Below are 16,426 nucleotides of genomic sequence, written 5' to 3' on the forward strand. Positions count from 1 at the left end.
GTGCTATGAGCATGAGCGACCAATCCAAGGTTTTCATGCCTGATTTCGGAGTTGAAGGGTTCGGGGCGGCGATTTTGTCGTCTCGGCTCTCCGGTATCGGGAAAAGCGTAGGTTTTCTGTACTTCGAAGACCGCTCAGATCCACGCATTCGACGACTTTCTCAGGTTCTTCAACGCAACAATCTTCAGGTTATTCGTGAAGGCACACTTGGCCGTGGTCACGCGGTTTTTCTTCCGCCAGGCCTACACCTCGGGAGACGCCAGTGGGCGGCGTTGGGGGTGCCGGAATACCGCCTCCAGACGCAGCAGTTTTATCACGATATCTCCTCGCCCCTGGCTTTGAAGCGGCTGCAAGATAAGGCTTTCGCAGATCTCGGTATAACCGCAGAAAACGTAGCTGCGCGCCGTATTGCGTCCAATAGATACATGCAGGATGTCTATGACGGCATCCTCGGCCGATCCATTATTCAGAATGGCACCTGGCACGCTGAATGGGAGCCCGCAAAAGACGGGCGAAGGAAAGGGGAGGCTCGCCCCGACTCGTTCATGCGAGGCATCACGGCCGAGGCCTTCGCGGGATCAGCGCGAGGGATCGCAATGATGATTGCCAACGGGGAAAAGCTCGATAACCGGGTGATGAAAGGGCTGTATGCCGCCATATTAGCGAGTGCCCCACATCTGGCCGACACACCCGGATTTCGGCGACTAGACCTCAACGAAGAGATCGAAGGGCAACTTGCGATATTAGTCACGCCCGTTGGGCGGCGAGCGGGCGATATTCACGAGTTCAACATCGGCCTCGATGACAATCTCGCTGCGCACCAAGAGCGCAACGGCACAAGGCTGAAGCTTCAGCAATTTTCGACGCCGTTTCCAATCTCTCGTTCGGCATTTGATGTACTGCTGCCACAAGACGGAGAAAGCCTGCTTGAGCCGACAGTAGGAAATGGCACGTTGGTGTCGTCCTTCCTGAGCAGGAATCTAGACATCACTGGCGTTGAGCTTGATCCGGCTCGCGCCCGCCGCGCTCAGCGATTGTTGGACGGCGTCTCTGTGATCGAAGGTGATTTCATCAAGGAGGCGAAGAACCTTCCTATCGACTTCGACATGTTCGTAGCCAACCCCCCTTTCGAAAACTTGGAAACCAACCAGCTCGTACATGACAGGCTCGGTTCACGGATGACCTTGCGCCGGCTGGACCATCAAATCGCCTATGAGGGACTTCAGCACTTGAAGCCGGAAGGTCGTGCTTTCCTCGTTTTGCCAGGCGATATGATCACAAACGGTTCGTTAGACGGCGCAAGGCGCTTTTGGGATAACTATCTCCGTCAGACGTATCATATAGCCGGTGCCGCTTGTGTTGATGGTCGGCTGTATCGAAAGATGGGGGCAGAATTTCCGGTTCTGCTTTACGCCTTGGGACCAATGCGCGAAGTGCCGCTTTCGACAGATCAGCTGCGAGAGATCGAAGTAGAGTCCCTTCCCTTGCTTCTCGATCAGGACGAAATTGTAGCGTGGGCGGCCGAGACTCGCAATCGGATGATGGAGTTGACTGGCCTGCCTGGCCTAGAGCCGGGATATTCGGGCAGTCAGCCGGCTCCAACGCCACAACCATCCGTCATTCCATCTCGTGCAGCGCCGTCGACGCCCGCTGCGTCCTCCGCCCCTCCCGGTCAAGCTTCCGATGATACGGCTAAGCCTTCCGCCGATATCGTATCTCGGCCAAGATCGCCTCGATCGCCATCTTTGCAACCCCGCTCGACACAGGTTGGCGCGGCCGGCGTTGAGGCAACCCCTCCTGTCATGCCGGAGGATGTAGCGGACCCGGTCCCCGCGTCCAACCAGGCAAAAGTGCAGGCACCGACATCTTCCGGCATCCCATCCACAGCAGTCACTCTCGTTGATGATACCGAAGATGACGTGTTCGTCAGATCGTATGAGCCGTTCTCGAATTGCGGCGAGGCGCAAACCAAGATCCAGAAGAGCTTGCAGGGCCTGACATATCGCGCCTTGATCGATGTGCAGGCTAAGCATGGCGATGTCGATGAGTTTGTGGCGGCGAAGCTGAACATACCTGTCGCCGAACTTGGCAAGCGCTTCAGCCCTGAGCAGGTTGATGGTGCAGCTCTAGCCTTCGCCCGAAAATTAGAGGGCCGAGGCTTCCTATTTGCTGATCTCATGGGGGTGGGCAAAGGTCGCGAGCTTGGGATGATGGCGATGGCGGCGTTTGCCGAAGATCGACCCGTCATATTCTGGTCAGAGCAACCGAACCTGTTCACCGATTTTGTCGCCCGCGACCTTTGCGACGTGTATGCCGCCTCGGCGGACGAGATGAAGAAGCAAGGTCTCGTGAGGCCTTTTATCTTCAACCAAAGCCAGGACGCCGCAATTCGCGACGAGCAAAAGAAAATACTCTACGGCGTTGGCGACACGAAATCAGCCAAAAAAGACGGGATCTCGACCGATCACAACATGGTATTGGCGACATACAGCCAGGTCCAAACTGTTAATGGAATTTGGAAGGTTGACGCTATCCTGACCTGGGCGCGTGCCCAGGCGCAGCTCGGCAAGCAACCGGAGCTGATATTAGACGAAGTCCATAAGGCGGCCGGCGAGGCATCGAATACTGGCGCCCAGATCGAGCGCTTGGTTGAGGGCATCAAGCAGCTCGGCGGGACGATTACATACAGCTCGGCCACTCCACTCAAATCAGGGAAAAACATCCGCATTTACTCACCGATCTTGCCAGATACGGGGATGGATGCTGCCTCCTTAACTGCACTGATCGAAGGCAATCCTCTCGCGCTACAAGAGGTCCTATCGGGTGAAATGGCCCGCATGGGCACAATGATTTCGCGTGAAGTCGATAGTTCGGGTGCGATCCGGTCCTTCGTGTCACTTGAAGAGTTGGACCCAACTCGCCATGCAGATATCGTAAAATCGGTCGATCGGGCGGCAGGGTTTCTGCGAGAACTGGTTGACATGGCACCGGAGATCGACCGGGCGGCTGCCCTGATGGGCTCCCGCTATTCGGGAGGCGGTGGCGGTGCCGCTGCTAAGGTAAACGTCCAGACCACGTCGCCTGTCGCGCAGTTCCACACATTTTCTCAATATCTAATGGTCGCGGTCAAATCCGTTTATGATCAGGATCTCATTCTCGATGCGATCGCCGCCGGTACGAAGCCAGTGGTTGTCGTCGAGAACACCGGCAAGGAAGTTTTGTCCAGGCTGGCAAACCGCATTGGGGAGACCCAAACGGAGGACGGCGTTGCAGCTCGTGTCATATCGAGATTGCCCAATATTGGCGATGTTCTCATTGAGAATGCGTCGAAGTTGCTCGATGTGAAGGTGACCGATCCTACAGGCAATGAGATCCATCTGCGCTTAGAAGAATATGAAAATTGGTTGCAACGATTTACTGACGATGTGGAAGGGGCCGGTCTTGATCTGCTGACACTCGATCCTATCGACAAAATCAAGGCATTTGCATCCAAGCATGATTTGTCAGTCGGAGAGATCACGAAGCGTTCTCTTGAGGCGGAGCCGCGCCCGGATGGCAGCTTTTCGGTCGTTTCCCGCAAGATCGTGGATAAACGCGACATCATTCGTGATTTCAACAACGGCGATGTCGATATAGTCGTCATGAACCGCTCTGCCGCATCTGGCGTTTCGATGCACGCGTCCCCTGCTGTCGGGGTGGACCTTCGTCCTCGCCGGATGATCAAGCTGCAGCTTCAATCGGAAATCACCGCCGAACGCCAGATCGACGGCCGAATACAGCGATATGGGCAGGTGCATGACGGTCAGTACGTCGTTCCGATGTCCGGTTTTGCCGCCGACGACAGGCTGTGCCAGCTCTTCAATCGCAAAAATCGGTCGCTTACGGCCACGTCGAATGCCACCCGTGAAAACCGAACCAACATCGACGAGGCTGCTGACCTGATGAACCCGGTCGGCGAGGGGGCCGTGCGGCAGTACCTCAACGAAAATCCCCACATCGCGGTCCAGCTTGACCTACCGATCCCGAATGAAGGTGGCGGCACTGAGATCGACAGTTATGCACGACGGTTGATGGGGCGCTTGGTGTGCTTGCCCATTAAAACGCAAGAGACAGTTCTGTCAGAGATCGACACGCTGTTTCGAATGCATATTGACGCTCTGGACGCTCGTGGCCTCAATCCACTCAAGCTGAACCAGCATGACTGGCGCGCAACGATAGAACCTGTCTCGACGTTAATCGCCGGCAACGACGCTGCGGATAGTATGGGCAAACGCCCACTGAACCTCGTAAAGCTTCGGTACCAGGAGAGCGTAGAGCCACTTTCGTTTGCAACGATCGAGGACCACCTTGAACGGGGCGAACGGAACCTAGTCGATGAACAGATGGGCCGATATGTTTCGCCTGCCGAAATGATCGGAGATCTGTTCAAGCCGTCTGGTGAGCCGGATTGGTCTTCAGAAGCTTGGGACCGCACATTGAACCGTCGGTCGGAAGATCGATCGCTCGGCCTGGACGAGATAACGGCCGAGGTTGCATCAGGGATCTGGCGGCGACGTTCGGATATCGATCTGGCAAAAGCCACGGTAAACGAGAAGCGTATCATCAGGGCAATATCTTACGCTGATTTCGTTCAGGCGAATATCGAGATGCTTGAACCCGGAAATCTGGTTCAATTCGACACCGCCCTATTCCCTGGCATGAAAGAAAGCAGAATAGCCTTGGAGATGGCGCGAGATCTCGACAGAGAGATACGTTTCGTACCAGGCCTCATTACGCGTGTTCAGTTCAGGCCGGCCGATCCACTCAACCTCAGCGCATGGAAGCTGGATGTAGCTTCGCCTGGCCAAACGCACGTCGATACTGTCGGCTTGACCGGTGCCTTCGGCGTATTGGCCGACATGACGCCCGAGGAGCGCCTGGAGGCTTTCCCAGGGCACGAAACACCCAGAATGGCTTTCAAAGCGCGCGCTATCGTCAGCCATGGCGAGTTCTTGGACAGTCAGCCAGATCAGTATAGCGAATATCAGACCCCCTACACCTATGGGGAGCGCCACGCTGAAAATCTAGCTGGCTTGAAAATACCGCGGTATCTGGAAAACCCGACTGCCTACCTCTCGACTCGGAACGAGGCTTTCCGTGATTTCATCAGGCATGCCTTTGACGATGCGCCGGCTGGCCAGGTCAAGCGTGAGCGCTATGCCCTAGACGGGAACATGTTCCAGGCTGTCAAAATCAGCCAAGGAAAGCAGCGTCTGGGTGAAAAGGCGATCTACACAACCTCTTCAGGGGAAGTTCGCCATGGCGTCATTCTCAAGAACGAAAATGTTTCCAAGCTGATCGGCAAACTGGAGAGCAACGTCGCAGCACTTTCGGTACCTCTGGATAAGCGACATCCAGAGCTGATCCAGGCGTTTATCGACGTATATCGTCGCGTCTCAAGCGGCAATGACCTGGGTTATAGCTACTCAAACTACGGGCAGATTGATTCCAGAACAAAGGAATATCTGGTCAACGATCTCGCCACGATCTTTTCGGATGGCCTCGATACCCCAGGCGTCTACGAATACGCCGAGAAAAACCTACCCGCGATTGTCAATGACCTTCGAAAAGCCATGGCATCGAAAGCGGTCAGCGAAATCTATGTCGGCTCCGACGTATTCATCGAGGCCGGTGCCGATATCTCTAAGACACTAACCGCTGAACGAGAGTGCTTCCAGGACACACATAAGAAGTGGGTCGAGGTTAAGTCAGGGTTCTCATCACTCGGTTTGGCGACCCACGCAAAAGGCATTGCCGGCGACGATCTCCACCTCGTGTTTGGGCCTTCAACCATGCCCCAGGCTCTCTTGTTTCACAAAAAATCGGACCTAGTGATGAAGGCTGGCGGGGATATGGAGCTTCTTGATCGGGGCACGAACAAGATTGACAAGGCCAAGCTGACGAAGGGCGTTCTTGCCATTACGAGCTTCCATTCCGAGGACGTGGCCCGCTTATTTCATACCGTCGCAAAGGAGACGGGCAGCAATATCATGGTTCGCGGTCCGATCGCGGGTGTCCAAGGTGCCCTGTCTCTCCACCACGCGAAAGCTCATGAATACGCGGTCGATCTCGCTCTGAAGAAGGGAAGTCGTCGTCTTGAGCTATGACTTTAACGTAAATGTCAGCTTATTTGACGGATACACCGGTTTGGATGTACGGTTACGCGAGAATCGGAATCGTGTGCGATTCTCGTGGACCATTGTCCGCGCAACTAGGGGAAATAGCAACCGAAGCAAATTGAATATGAACAAGGGCTTGAAACGCGAAAAGGCCCGTCTGTCGACAAGGCCTTTTCCTAAGATTGCAAGTCTGAAAGCAAACTTGCCGAACTAAACAGGGTTTCGCAGCTCCTGAGCGGTTCTGGTTCACCGATCTCTCGGTCAACGCAGTTGATGGTTTAAATACCATTTCTGCGAACGGGAGACAAGTGCTTTCTGCCGAATTGCAGTCAAACGGCCCTCTCTTAGAGAGACCAGAGGACATGTCAAAAGCACAATCTACCATCCAGATTCAGCAACCGGTTCAGTTGGACGGGTTGATGACCAATCTTGAAGACCGACTTCGGCGTATAGTAGGCGCATCCGGCTCGAATAACGCAGCCAATACGAGCCGATTGAACCCATCAACCTATTTGGAAGCCTGCTATACAGCTTCAAATAGGGTCAGCACCGACGACAAAGACGCCTACTTCACATTCCTAGACCTTATTCATCGGATACGCAGCGCAGTGAACGCTTTTGCTTCACGGCTCCGCGCGGCTGCATGCGAGCGAACCTATTTGGCAGCTCTCATCGACATCATGGCCATGCGGCCGTCAGCAGTCCTACGCGGAAATTACCGGGTGCGCTTTTCAGCCAGAGAGGCGGAAGAGTTTATCAGTCTTTCGGCATCGTCATGCACCGCAGCTCGTCGCGGCTTGGTGGAAAAAGGCCTGATAGCCATCGATGGTGATCAGATCGACCTATCCCCATTCATTGAGACGCTTCAGCCCTTCCTGGCGCCAGCGACTGGCACCCATCAGGTCACAGAGAAAACCGTATCCCTCTCCAAAAAATCGGAAGCCCTGCCAGAAAACAGGAGCCATTCGAACACTCTTATTTCTATTGTTCCTTTGAAAAAGGAAACAGTAAGAATAGGGGAGGCAGACGATCTATTTTCTCGTGAAGCGATAAAGGAAACCATCGCTCTATCTCCCAAACTCCAGAAGGCGATAGAGGATATGCTTGGATGCGATTATCGCGAGGCACAGAACGACGAAATTATGAAGGTCCTCGAACCTGTAACGCGGGATATCCTCTACGACGGGCCTGATTTTTGCTACGCTCGGGCCTGGAAGTATGGCCTGAAGCATCACGGTATTAGGACACTTGCCGCGCTTGTCGCTACGCTCGAGGGGCGAGAAAAGAACCATCCCGGCAAATGGTTTTGGTCCCTGATAAACCGTAAAAAACTCGACGTTACCAGCAATCTCAGGAGTCTTGTCGTTGCGCGCGAGAATGCTCAGCTTGCTGAAGAAGCCGCTGTAACCGCTGCGGCCGAGCGAAAAAAACGGGATGCGATTGCGAACCGCCAGGCAGAATTGTCCAAGATCGCGTTGACCGCCATTGATGATCTCAAGGCTTCCGGGGACCTACCAGCGAGCGAATATTTCTGGATGACCGCCGCTAATCAGTTCCAAATCAAAGTTGATGACAACGTTGTTCGAATAGCGATAAGGCCAACAACGCATGTCACTGAACGTTCAACGCTTGAGACGATTGCTAGATCGGTAGCTGAACGCTTTGGTTCTTTAAAAACGATCTATGATTTCGGCTCATTTGCTGGTATCTCCTCTGTGTCATCGTTCAGATGATCGTTTTGAGACGGAATTGCTTGGATGAGCGGCATGAATGATGCGACGAACACGGTGCTACACGCGCCGTTGATTGAATTGTTGTCGCGTCGAGGTGATGATAAGCTGCGGACAACGCGTCGCGTGAACGCGTTCCTAGCTGTATTTATGGATGTTGAAGTAGCGAAGCTTTCTGAGGCTATAAGGTCTCGAAAGGATAAAGCGGATGATAGGAGAGGGTGATGGCGGGATTCCGTGGTGTTGTGCTCGGTGGTAGTTTGCTCGTTGCTGCGGCATTCGGCGGTGCAACTGAAAGCTTCGCGGCCACATGTGGTGTTGAACAGGCGTCGAAGGCCGCTCTTCAGCGGCGTTTGGCAGTGATCGACGCCGCGAAGGTAAATCCATCTGAATTCTTCACAGGTGCGAATTCGTGCATTAGCCCCGACTTGCTGAAAAGCTTCGACCTGTCCGTAATGATCCCCGATCTTGCAGGCTTCCTATCGGGCGGTATCCAGGGCATCGCCCAGCAAGCTATCAACATGGCCAAGCAAAAAGCCTGCGATGTGCTAAATGAACAAATCAATGGCGTTATTGGCAAGATCAATGATGCAACATCAGGTTTCAACAAAGGGCTTTCCGGTGATCTTGCCGGTATTCTTGGAAGTTCTTTCGATATTTCTGCTCCTGGCATTGAGGGGTACGGATCATATCAAACGAGTTCACTTGGCACAGACTTCAATTTTGACGGGTTGAACGATGCGGTCAGCAACGTCGGAACGAACGTCAACACCACGGTATCCGAAGGCGCAAGCTCGGTCGTTACATCGATCCCTGACGTAGGGGGCGAAGCATCTATCGAGATCTCGCCTAGCTCTGGCACCGCCACCGGGGGCGCGAGCTGGTTGAAGGATTGATGGAGGGGCCGTTATGCGGAACTTGATTTCCTCAGCATTGGTAGCAGGAGGTGTGGCGTTCGCGCTGCCCGTTTTTGCGGCCGGCGACCAGACCGGGATCATAACTTGGCAGGCCTTCTTTCAGCAGTTGCTATCCTCGGTCAAAATTGACGCAGCACAAACGAACACCAGCGCTCAGCAGGTCGCCAACACGTCGCAGAAGTCAGGTGAGGCAAAGATCAGTTCCGTCTTGCAGAGCCGCATCAACATGAAAATGGCCGAGGCTAAGTCTCGGTACAATTACGAGACCGGCCAAGGCTACAATGCCTGCATGATTTCCGTGGGTATGTCGGATATTGCCAAAGCCCGAGAACAGCGGGTCCAACATGGCAAAAGCGTCGGCACCCGCGATAGCGCTTGGCTCGCTGAAGGAAACGGAAACACTGAGGACACCCTCAGTTCGATGATTGCCTTGCGTAAAGAGGTGTACTGCTCCGACCAGGAGAAGGAAGCTCTGGGCTCCTACTGCCAGACCAAGCTAAACGGCTATGATGCCGGCAACACTGATGCGTCCGTGTGGTTGGCTCATCGCGGTTATGGCGCGGAAGAGGCAATGACCGGGATGGATTTCGTTGACACTGTAGCTCCCCTTCCTACCGTCCCTGAAAAAGGGGCATCGACGACGGAAAAGGCGCTTCAAAGAGCTGAGGCTATCCGGTCGGGTGTCATGCGAAACGCAGCGCGCACTACCCTGCAGAACGTCATTCTGGACGGCATGTCCGGTACCTCAGCGACGGAGTGAGATTATGAACAACATCGCCAAGCTATTCGGGTTTACGAGTTTTGCCACGGCTTTGATGGCAGGCTCTGCGCTGGCTCAGTCATGTCTGGTGACCGGTGTTCCTGTTGTGAATGCCCGAACCGCACTTCTAGGCTCTACGGTTACAGCCTATATGGCGGCGGGCACCGCTCAGTTGATCGCACTTCACGAATATCAGACTGAGATGCTGATTAGCGCGCTGAAGACCGGTGTAGCGCAAACCGCCTCCAGTAATGACCAGATCGCTACCACCGTGGTCAAATCCAACGAAGCCACGGCATCAGCTTACGTTTCTAGCGATCAAGCTATGCAAATCATGGAAGAATCCGACCGTTATCAGTCTCTCGGGTACGACTCCTGCGGTGTCCAGTCCACGATGGAGACTTTTCATACAGCCTTTAAAAAAACCTTTTCGGGCGGGCCGGCCTACACAGGGAATGTCAAAGCGAAGCCGGGTGTGATCGCTGATCCAAAAGGTTATTACGACGACATTTTGAGTGGCACGAATCTCAGTGCGCAGGCTCTGTTCAACGGAGATACCTCGGCAGCGGCCGAGTATATGAACGCGGTGATGGGCCCTCCCGACACGATCGTGAAAACACAAGGTCAGTCTCCTTCAGGAAGTATTTTCCTTCAAGAAAAGCTCAACAGAGATTCGCGTAAATCCGTTGCACTGTGGGCGATGGATCAGATCGCGAAAGAAAACGCCCCTGATGGCGCCAAAGCTGCATTGGACGGCGTCATCAACGGCTACATAGGTGATGATGGGGGTGAGAAGTGGGCCGCGTCGATGGCGGGAAGCCATGAACGCGGTATCCTGCTCGATGCGGTCAGAATCGAGGCGGCGAACCTGGCTTCGCTCGCTTACGAGATCCGTCAGCAGCAGCGGACGGAGATGGTGACAGCCACATATGCTCTTTCGCGGGCAGAAAAGCTCATCGGTGCCAACGGCAAATCTCGACCTCCGGTGATGATGCCTGGTGCGCAGCAGGCATCGAGATAAGAAGGGGGAGCTATGCGACAGCTAACACGACTTTCCGCGTCAGCAGCTTTTGCTCTTGCCGTGTTTCCGTTCATTTCGATTGAGGAAGCGCATGCGGGCGGGTATTGCCCGATCGCCCCCGATGCCGCTTGGACCACTGTCCACGACACGACGACGACGGAATTGAACACCGCGTTCGATACGAACAAGAACCTTATCTTGCAGCAAATGACGCTGGCCTATCAGCGCATGATGAGCGCGGTAAAGGTCGATACCAGTCAGCAGAATGTTGATGGGCAGAAAGTTTCGCAGTCGATTCAGAAATCCGACGAAGCTTTGGCCAGCACGATGACGCAAACAGACGTCAATAAGCAGATCACTCAGGCTCACGCTGATTTTGGTCCGGACGGCCAATCGGTAAATGCGTGCGAAACGGCGGTTTTAATCGATGAGGCATCGAGCGCGATGTCTGTATATAAGAACACTGCCAGGGAGTACATGACACCGGAGAGGGTGTATGCCGCGCCTGGGTCAACGAAAACTCCGCAGGAGGCGATCCAGGACACGCTTGCCAAGCACCGGCAAAGCTATTGCACCAGCTCAGAAGCCGCCGCAGGCCTTTGCAGCGGAGCGGGCAGCGAGCCCGCCGCTGACGTTGAAGTAGCGACCATTCTAAATGCCTCGGCATCGGCCGATGCAAAGGATGCCTTTCTCAACAACCTGGTCGGCCTTCCCCTCGCAAAGCCAACACCCCAAGAGGCGACCACAGCAAGGGGGTCGATCCTCATGATCGATTCTATGCGAGCTGAGGCTGTGCGGTCTCCCGCCATGGTGTCCATGGCGGCCATTCGTGCGATGAACGAAGGCGGCGGCGGCGCAGATGCTGATGGCTCGTCATTCAATGCGTCCCTCGACAACCTGATGGACACATATGGTGGCGGCAGCGGATATAACGCGTGGCATACCGAACTTGCCACCAAGAACGAACGCGGCTTGATGCAGGAGCTGAACAAGCTTCGTGCGATGAGCATCAAAATGAGAACGTTCCGATCCGAGAGCAATTCTCGCATGGCAGCGACCATGGCGGCTATTCTCGCACTGGATTCGGACGAAAGGTAATCAGGCATGAGCAAGCTGTCTAAGAGCCTGTTCGCAGGCGATCCCGCACCCGAATTTGACACGGCGGATGCCGACGCGCAGCACGTTTTCCTTGAAGATGCCGTTGCGGATGATGCCCCAAGAATGGCGTCAGCCTTTGATCGGCTGCTTGCGATATCAGAGCGGACGACTGGTGATGTCCTGACTGTAGCCAAGCCGACCAACACCCATGAAGTCGAAGACGATCTCGATCTTTCCCCTCGAACGGGAGATTGATCGTTGGAGCTTGTTCGCAATAAGGATGAAGCCCGGCCGCTTGTGGAAGCTCACAAGAAAATGCTCAAAGCCAGGCCGCTGATCGAGCCAGGTGATGCCATTTCTGCCATTCGTCAGTCGAAGGTGCTGACGGAGGATCAGGTAAATCAACTTGAGCTGTGCCCGACATTTCAGACGCAGGATTACATCATATTCCTCGTCAGCGACACGAGCGGCAACGAACCGAAGCTCGTTATGTGGGCCTATGCCGAAAAGTTGCGAGACAATTCCGGCTTCCTATTGTCCTACGGCACAGGCAGCACCAGCACAGTCATGAAAATACGTGCCTGCGCAAAACTAACTTTCGATTCGGCATTGCAGAGTGCGTCCTACAAATTTGGGGGCGAGCTGCACGACGACGGAGAAGAGATCACTTTCAAGAGCGAGCTGGACAGCGAGCAGTTTGCCAGCTCGATGACCGAAATTGTCAACGTTGAAGGAGGGGGGCGTACCCGCCTCGCGATCGCGTCGACAGAGGATCATTTGCAGGGTCTGCATGATGAAGGTGATCAGAACGGCAGCGCCGAAGACTTTGGCGATGAAATATTTGCCGACGATGGCGGTGGGGATACCTGATGCAGTGGTTTGATCTCAAAGATCTAGGTGCAAAGCTCGAGCGCTCTCAGGACCGGGGTGGTGCCTATTTCCTCAAGCTGACGTTCGAAAAACCTGCTGAAGCGCGAGCTATCATCAACTCAGCATTGGAGGGGTGGGTCGCCAACGAGGCGCATCCTGGCATTGAGTTCAAAAACTATCGTGATTTCTCGCGCACCTCGACAATCGTTTCTGCCCTTGAGCCCTTTTTCGAACGAGACCAGATGATTGTGGCAAAGGTCGATGCCACCAAGCTTAGGCAGGGGGAGGAGCTCCTTGGCTTCAGTAACCCGATAGGTGCCGACTTGGTCCAGTCCCTGTACCCTACCACTGCGAAGGTAGCCCAGGACCTCGTCAATATGCTTGATAGCGATAAGCGAGAGCGAATCGTTGCTCGTGTTGCGGCTGCTCAGGACATCATGGGGGTAACACCGAGCGTCATCCCGTTTGACGGTCGAGGGGTGGAAGTTTGGCACCGCCTTGCCGAGCAAGTAGGTTATCATGATGCCACCACCACGATTGCCGCTGCAATTCTACGCGGCAAGCTCGCGGGCGAAACATTCAGACCTTTCCATGATGCCGTGCTTTTAGCCGCTGAAACGGGCCGGGGCGTGCCGGATCTTGATCACCGCCTCGAATCCGACATTAGAGCACTGCGACTGACTGAGTACCTTCAAGGGGTTCATGATCTGTACGCTGACCGCGACCATGGATGGGACGAAGCATACGTGTATCGGGCATTCATGCGCGAGATCGAGGCTAACTTTGAAGTTTGGGACGGAAAGGCGCTTGGCGCTCCAATCTCCGAACCTGAGAGCTACAATACAAAGTTTGTTGCTGATCCTTCGATGCCGGGTAGCTGGAAGAGTCGCATGTTTATGCGTGTCTCTTTGGCGATCGAAAAATCGGCAGAGATGTTAGGAATAGCTCCTCGTGATTTGTTCGGTGACCGTACCATTTTCCATCTCGGGAAACGTGTCGGCGTGCAGAACACGGGTGCAGTTGGCTACATGCGCGGTTTCCGGCCGAAGGTTGCGGGCGAAGTGCTCGACATGCGGACGATCAAGTTCAGCCCGAGCGTCTCGGGAGTGCTCGTTCATGAGATAGGGCATGGCATCGACCTGAGCCATCGTCCTCATTTGAAAGTCGAGGACGCAGAAGCAATTTTGCTCGATGATACTGGTATCCGCCAATATCTGAACTGGCTTGTTGACCAGAATGAGCAAATCCCTACGCAGCATGCGGCGTATTTGAAAAGTCCAAAGGAGATGATCGCCCGTAGCTTTGAGGCTGCGATGGCGGATCATATGAGGAAGTCGAACGATCCGGATTTCCTCTCCGGTGGGGGAGTCGTCGCCATTAATGGCGGATTTGATCATGCTCCTCACTCCGAGCTGACCGAGCGCTTTGTAGCGGGCCTCAAGGAAATCATCTCGCTCACTCGCAAATACCGTCTTGAAGCATCAGAAGAAAAACGAGCCGGTGCATCGCTTTCGATGTGACGCGCCCATCGTAAGGACAGACCGCTATGGCAGCAGGCGATCCAACAGCATCGAACATTTTTGTTCCAGGTGATGACGACTATGCAGTTTCCATATTGGAGCGGCTGTTTGGTAGCACCGTAACCTCTCTTATGGGAGGAGATGGAGCCACCACCACAGGAAGTGCAATTCTCACAACGGTGATCGGCACCTTCAACGTCGCAGTGTTGTTCTTCGCCACGGTGGTCGCCGCGTACCTCATGTACCAGCTCTTTCTCGACACTGCCCGCGACGGCGAAGCAGGAGGCCGAGAGACGAACCTAGCTGTGACGACATTACGTGCCGCTGGTGGCGCTGCGCTCCTCCTGCCAGTTTCGGGAGGATTTTCCGTAATCCAGATCCTTGTTCTGCAGTTGCTGTTATGGGGCTCTGGACTAGGCGATTATGTCTGGAAGGAAGTCGCTAATCAAATGACGACATCGGCGACTTATACAGCGTCGAATGCCGATTCCGGCGACTCTTTCATGACCGCGAAGAAGATGTCCGGCGTTCTCGCAACCCGCATCGCCGGCCACCTTTGCCGACTGCACATGAACAACATTTCGAAGACGCTTGGCACCGGGGATGCTCCTGTCACGTCGAGCGACATGGGTGGAACTTTTGTGGATCGCCCGGTCTTTAATCAGGGCCAAACATATAGAAGTGCGGCCGTTTGGTTCTTCTCGGACGGCGGGGCATATAATTCACGCAGTGAGCTTTGCGGCAGCGTGAAGCTCGTCGGCTCGCCAATGCCACAGGAAACGAATGTAGACATGACAGTCTACAATTCGGACATGACTTTCGGCGAACAGCTTACCGAAATGACATCTCAGACCGTGCAGCAAAATGCAATTGCTGCCGTCCAGGCGCTCGATGCCGTAGCTATTCCGATCGCTCAGAGCATTTTTGATGGCCAGCGCAACACCAGCGGTATCAAGCAGCAAATCGGCACGGCGGTTGCTCAACAGACCACAGCCTTCATCACTGGCGTGAACAACAATATTTTCGCAAGCTCAGAAGCTCAGGGGCTGTCGGGCCTCAAAAGTAGCTTCCTTTCGGCGACAACCGATAATGGGTGGATGTTTGCAGCGACGTGGCAGCGCGCGCTTGCGGCCTATGTGACCAAGTTGAACAACGCACGAAACCAGCTCAGTTTCGTCAATTCTGTCGAGATGGACCCTAAAGCCTCGGCTACATCGATCTGGGGTGCGATTAGTGGCTACAGCAATACCGAAGAGCGTCTTTTTGCTCGCGTCGACGCGGACTTCGATTACCTCAAGACGTTTGAGGGTGCATTCTTGGAAGCTGGTGAGCCAAACCCGGGGAATCAGACAACCCTTGAGAAAGTAGCTGCTAACAATCAAGAAGCTTCGTCGGTTCTCACGATGCAGTGGTTATATGCTTACATGTTCTCCAAGGCTCGAACTGGTGGGGACGAAACCAATGAAAACCAATGGAACGACCCTCTCATTGAGATTCAAGATCTTGGCCAGACGGCAATTCTGGCCGGTGGTTTGACTATCGCGGCATCTAGCGCCATGGACGTCATCGGCACGGCCGGCGCGATTGCGTCCATTGCGTATGGTAACATTCTGGCGGCTGCTGGATCATACGCGGCATCATATGTTGCTGAAGTGATCGGGTATCTTGGCTATGGTCTTTTGGCTTTGGGTATCATCCTGGCGATCGTCCTGCCGTTCCTCCCATTCGTTTATTTCCTTTCAGGCGCAATTGGTTGGGTAATCATGGCGCTGGAAGCTGTTGTTGCGGCTCCGTTGTGGATCTTGTTGACGTTCTCGCCGCACAAATCGGGCGATATCATCGGGACGAACAAGCAGGGTCTGCTCCTGATGATCGGAGTCTTTTTCCGTCCAGTATTGATGATCATCGGGCTCCTGGCCTGCTTCCTTGTGATGCGGGTAGGCTTGGACTTCGTCAACGTCATGTTCAGCGGCATCTACATGATCATCGCTCCAGACTTTGACGTTTCAAACTTGTTCCTCGGCTTCGGCCTCATCATGATGTACGTCCTCACCCTGATCGCTTTGGTAACGAACTGCTGCGCGATTATTACAGGCCTGGGAGACGCGGTGATGGAGTTCATTGGTGTCCGTGTCAGCATCTTGGGCCAGAACGCCATTGCGTCTCAGCTTGAGAACGTAATGAGCCCTGGCACACGTGCGGCCGGATCAATGCAGAAGGGCATCGAGGGGGTTGGCGCATCAACGCAGAGCCGCCTCAAGTCAGCGACCTCTGGTGCCGGCCAAGGAGCGGGCAACTTCGTGGCCAAGCGCATCAATCGCGGTGGCAACGGCGGTAAGGCAGGCTGAGGGG

10 protein-coding genes are annotated in these 16,426 nt (G+C 54.6%); all 10 read left to right on the forward strand.

Annotated elements, in window-relative coordinates:
- The first annotated feature begins 5 nt into the window (after positions 1–5).
- The 10 genes from AC2GXZ_RS28890 (at position 6) to AC2GXZ_RS28935 (ending at position 16,422) form a co-directional block, all read left to right on the forward strand.
- The gene (locus tag AC2GXZ_RS28890; protein WP_483762712.1) at positions 6–6,146 is read left to right on the forward strand and encodes a strawberry notch C-terminal domain-containing protein; all 6,141 of its coding nucleotides are present in this window, start codon (positions 6–8) and stop codon (positions 6,144–6,146) included.
- 431 nt (positions 6,147–6,577) lie between these two features.
- Positions 6,578–7,891, forward strand: coding sequence for a hypothetical protein (locus AC2GXZ_RS28895; RefSeq protein ID WP_483762713.1), 1,314 nt, complete (start codon positions 6,578–6,580; stop codon positions 7,889–7,891).
- 221 nt (positions 7,892–8,112) lie between these two features.
- Positions 8,113–8,784: a hypothetical protein gene (locus tag AC2GXZ_RS28900; protein ID WP_483762714.1), complete on the forward strand. Its 672-nt coding sequence runs from the start codon at positions 8,113–8,115 to the stop codon at positions 8,782–8,784.
- Positions 8,785–8,797: 13 nt separating this feature from the next.
- Positions 8,798–9,565, forward strand: coding sequence for a hypothetical protein (locus tag AC2GXZ_RS28905; RefSeq protein WP_483762715.1), 768 nt, complete (start codon positions 8,798–8,800; stop codon positions 9,563–9,565).
- A gap of 4 nt (positions 9,566–9,569) precedes the next feature.
- On the forward strand, positions 9,570–10,586 hold the full coding sequence (locus AC2GXZ_RS28910; protein ID WP_483762716.1) for a hypothetical protein: 1,017 nt from the start codon (positions 9,570–9,572) through the stop codon (positions 10,584–10,586).
- Positions 10,587–10,598: 12 nt separating this feature from the next.
- Complete coding sequence (locus AC2GXZ_RS28915) at positions 10,599–11,684, forward strand: hypothetical protein (protein WP_483762717.1); 1,086 nt, start codon at positions 10,599–10,601, stop codon at positions 11,682–11,684.
- Between the two features lie 6 nt (positions 11,685–11,690).
- Entirely contained in the window at positions 11,691–11,939 is a 249-nt protein-coding gene (locus tag AC2GXZ_RS28920) for a hypothetical protein (protein WP_483762718.1), read from the forward strand.
- 3 nt (positions 11,940–11,942) lie between these two features.
- The gene (locus AC2GXZ_RS28925; protein ID WP_483762719.1) at positions 11,943–12,554 is read left to right on the forward strand and encodes a hypothetical protein; all 612 of its coding nucleotides are present in this window, start codon (positions 11,943–11,945) and stop codon (positions 12,552–12,554) included.
- Positions 12,554–14,074, forward strand: a complete 1,521-nt coding sequence (locus AC2GXZ_RS28930) for a hypothetical protein (RefSeq protein ID WP_483762720.1) — start codon at positions 12,554–12,556, stop codon at positions 14,072–14,074. The genes AC2GXZ_RS28925 and AC2GXZ_RS28930 overlap by 1 nt, the downstream gene beginning before the upstream one ends.
- Before the next feature lie 26 nt (positions 14,075–14,100).
- Positions 14,101–16,422, forward strand: a complete 2,322-nt coding sequence (locus tag AC2GXZ_RS28935) for a DotA/TraY family protein (protein WP_483762721.1) — start codon at positions 14,101–14,103, stop codon at positions 16,420–16,422.
- Positions 16,423–16,426 lie beyond the last annotated feature (4 nt).

Source organism: Aliirhizobium sp. YIM B11859, from assembly GCF_057163345.1.

Bases quoted from the DNA above. Each gene is read 5' to 3' on its own strand.
- AC2GXZ_RS28935 (WP_483762721.1), top strand. From the start codon at position 14,101: ATGGCAGCAGGCGATCCAACAGCATCGAACATTTTTGTTCCAGGTGAT.
- AC2GXZ_RS28930 (WP_483762720.1), top strand. From the start codon at position 12,554: ATGCAGTGGTTTGATCTCAAAGATCTAGGTGCAAAGCTCGAGCGCTCT.
- AC2GXZ_RS28895 (WP_483762713.1), top strand. From the start codon at position 6,578: ATGACCAATCTTGAAGACCGACTTCGGCGTATAGTAGGCGCATCCGGC.
- AC2GXZ_RS28900 (WP_483762714.1), top strand. From the start codon at position 8,113: ATGGCGGGATTCCGTGGTGTTGTGCTCGGTGGTAGTTTGCTCGTTGCT.
- AC2GXZ_RS28910 (WP_483762716.1), top strand. From the start codon at position 9,570: ATGAACAACATCGCCAAGCTATTCGGGTTTACGAGTTTTGCCACGGCT.
- AC2GXZ_RS28920 (WP_483762718.1), top strand. From the start codon at position 11,691: ATGAGCAAGCTGTCTAAGAGCCTGTTCGCAGGCGATCCCGCACCCGAA.
- AC2GXZ_RS28905 (WP_483762715.1), top strand. From the start codon at position 8,798: ATGCGGAACTTGATTTCCTCAGCATTGGTAGCAGGAGGTGTGGCGTTC.
- AC2GXZ_RS28890 (WP_483762712.1), top strand. From the start codon at position 6: ATGAGCATGAGCGACCAATCCAAGGTTTTCATGCCTGATTTCGGAGTT.
- AC2GXZ_RS28915 (WP_483762717.1), top strand. From the start codon at position 10,599: ATGCGACAGCTAACACGACTTTCCGCGTCAGCAGCTTTTGCTCTTGCC.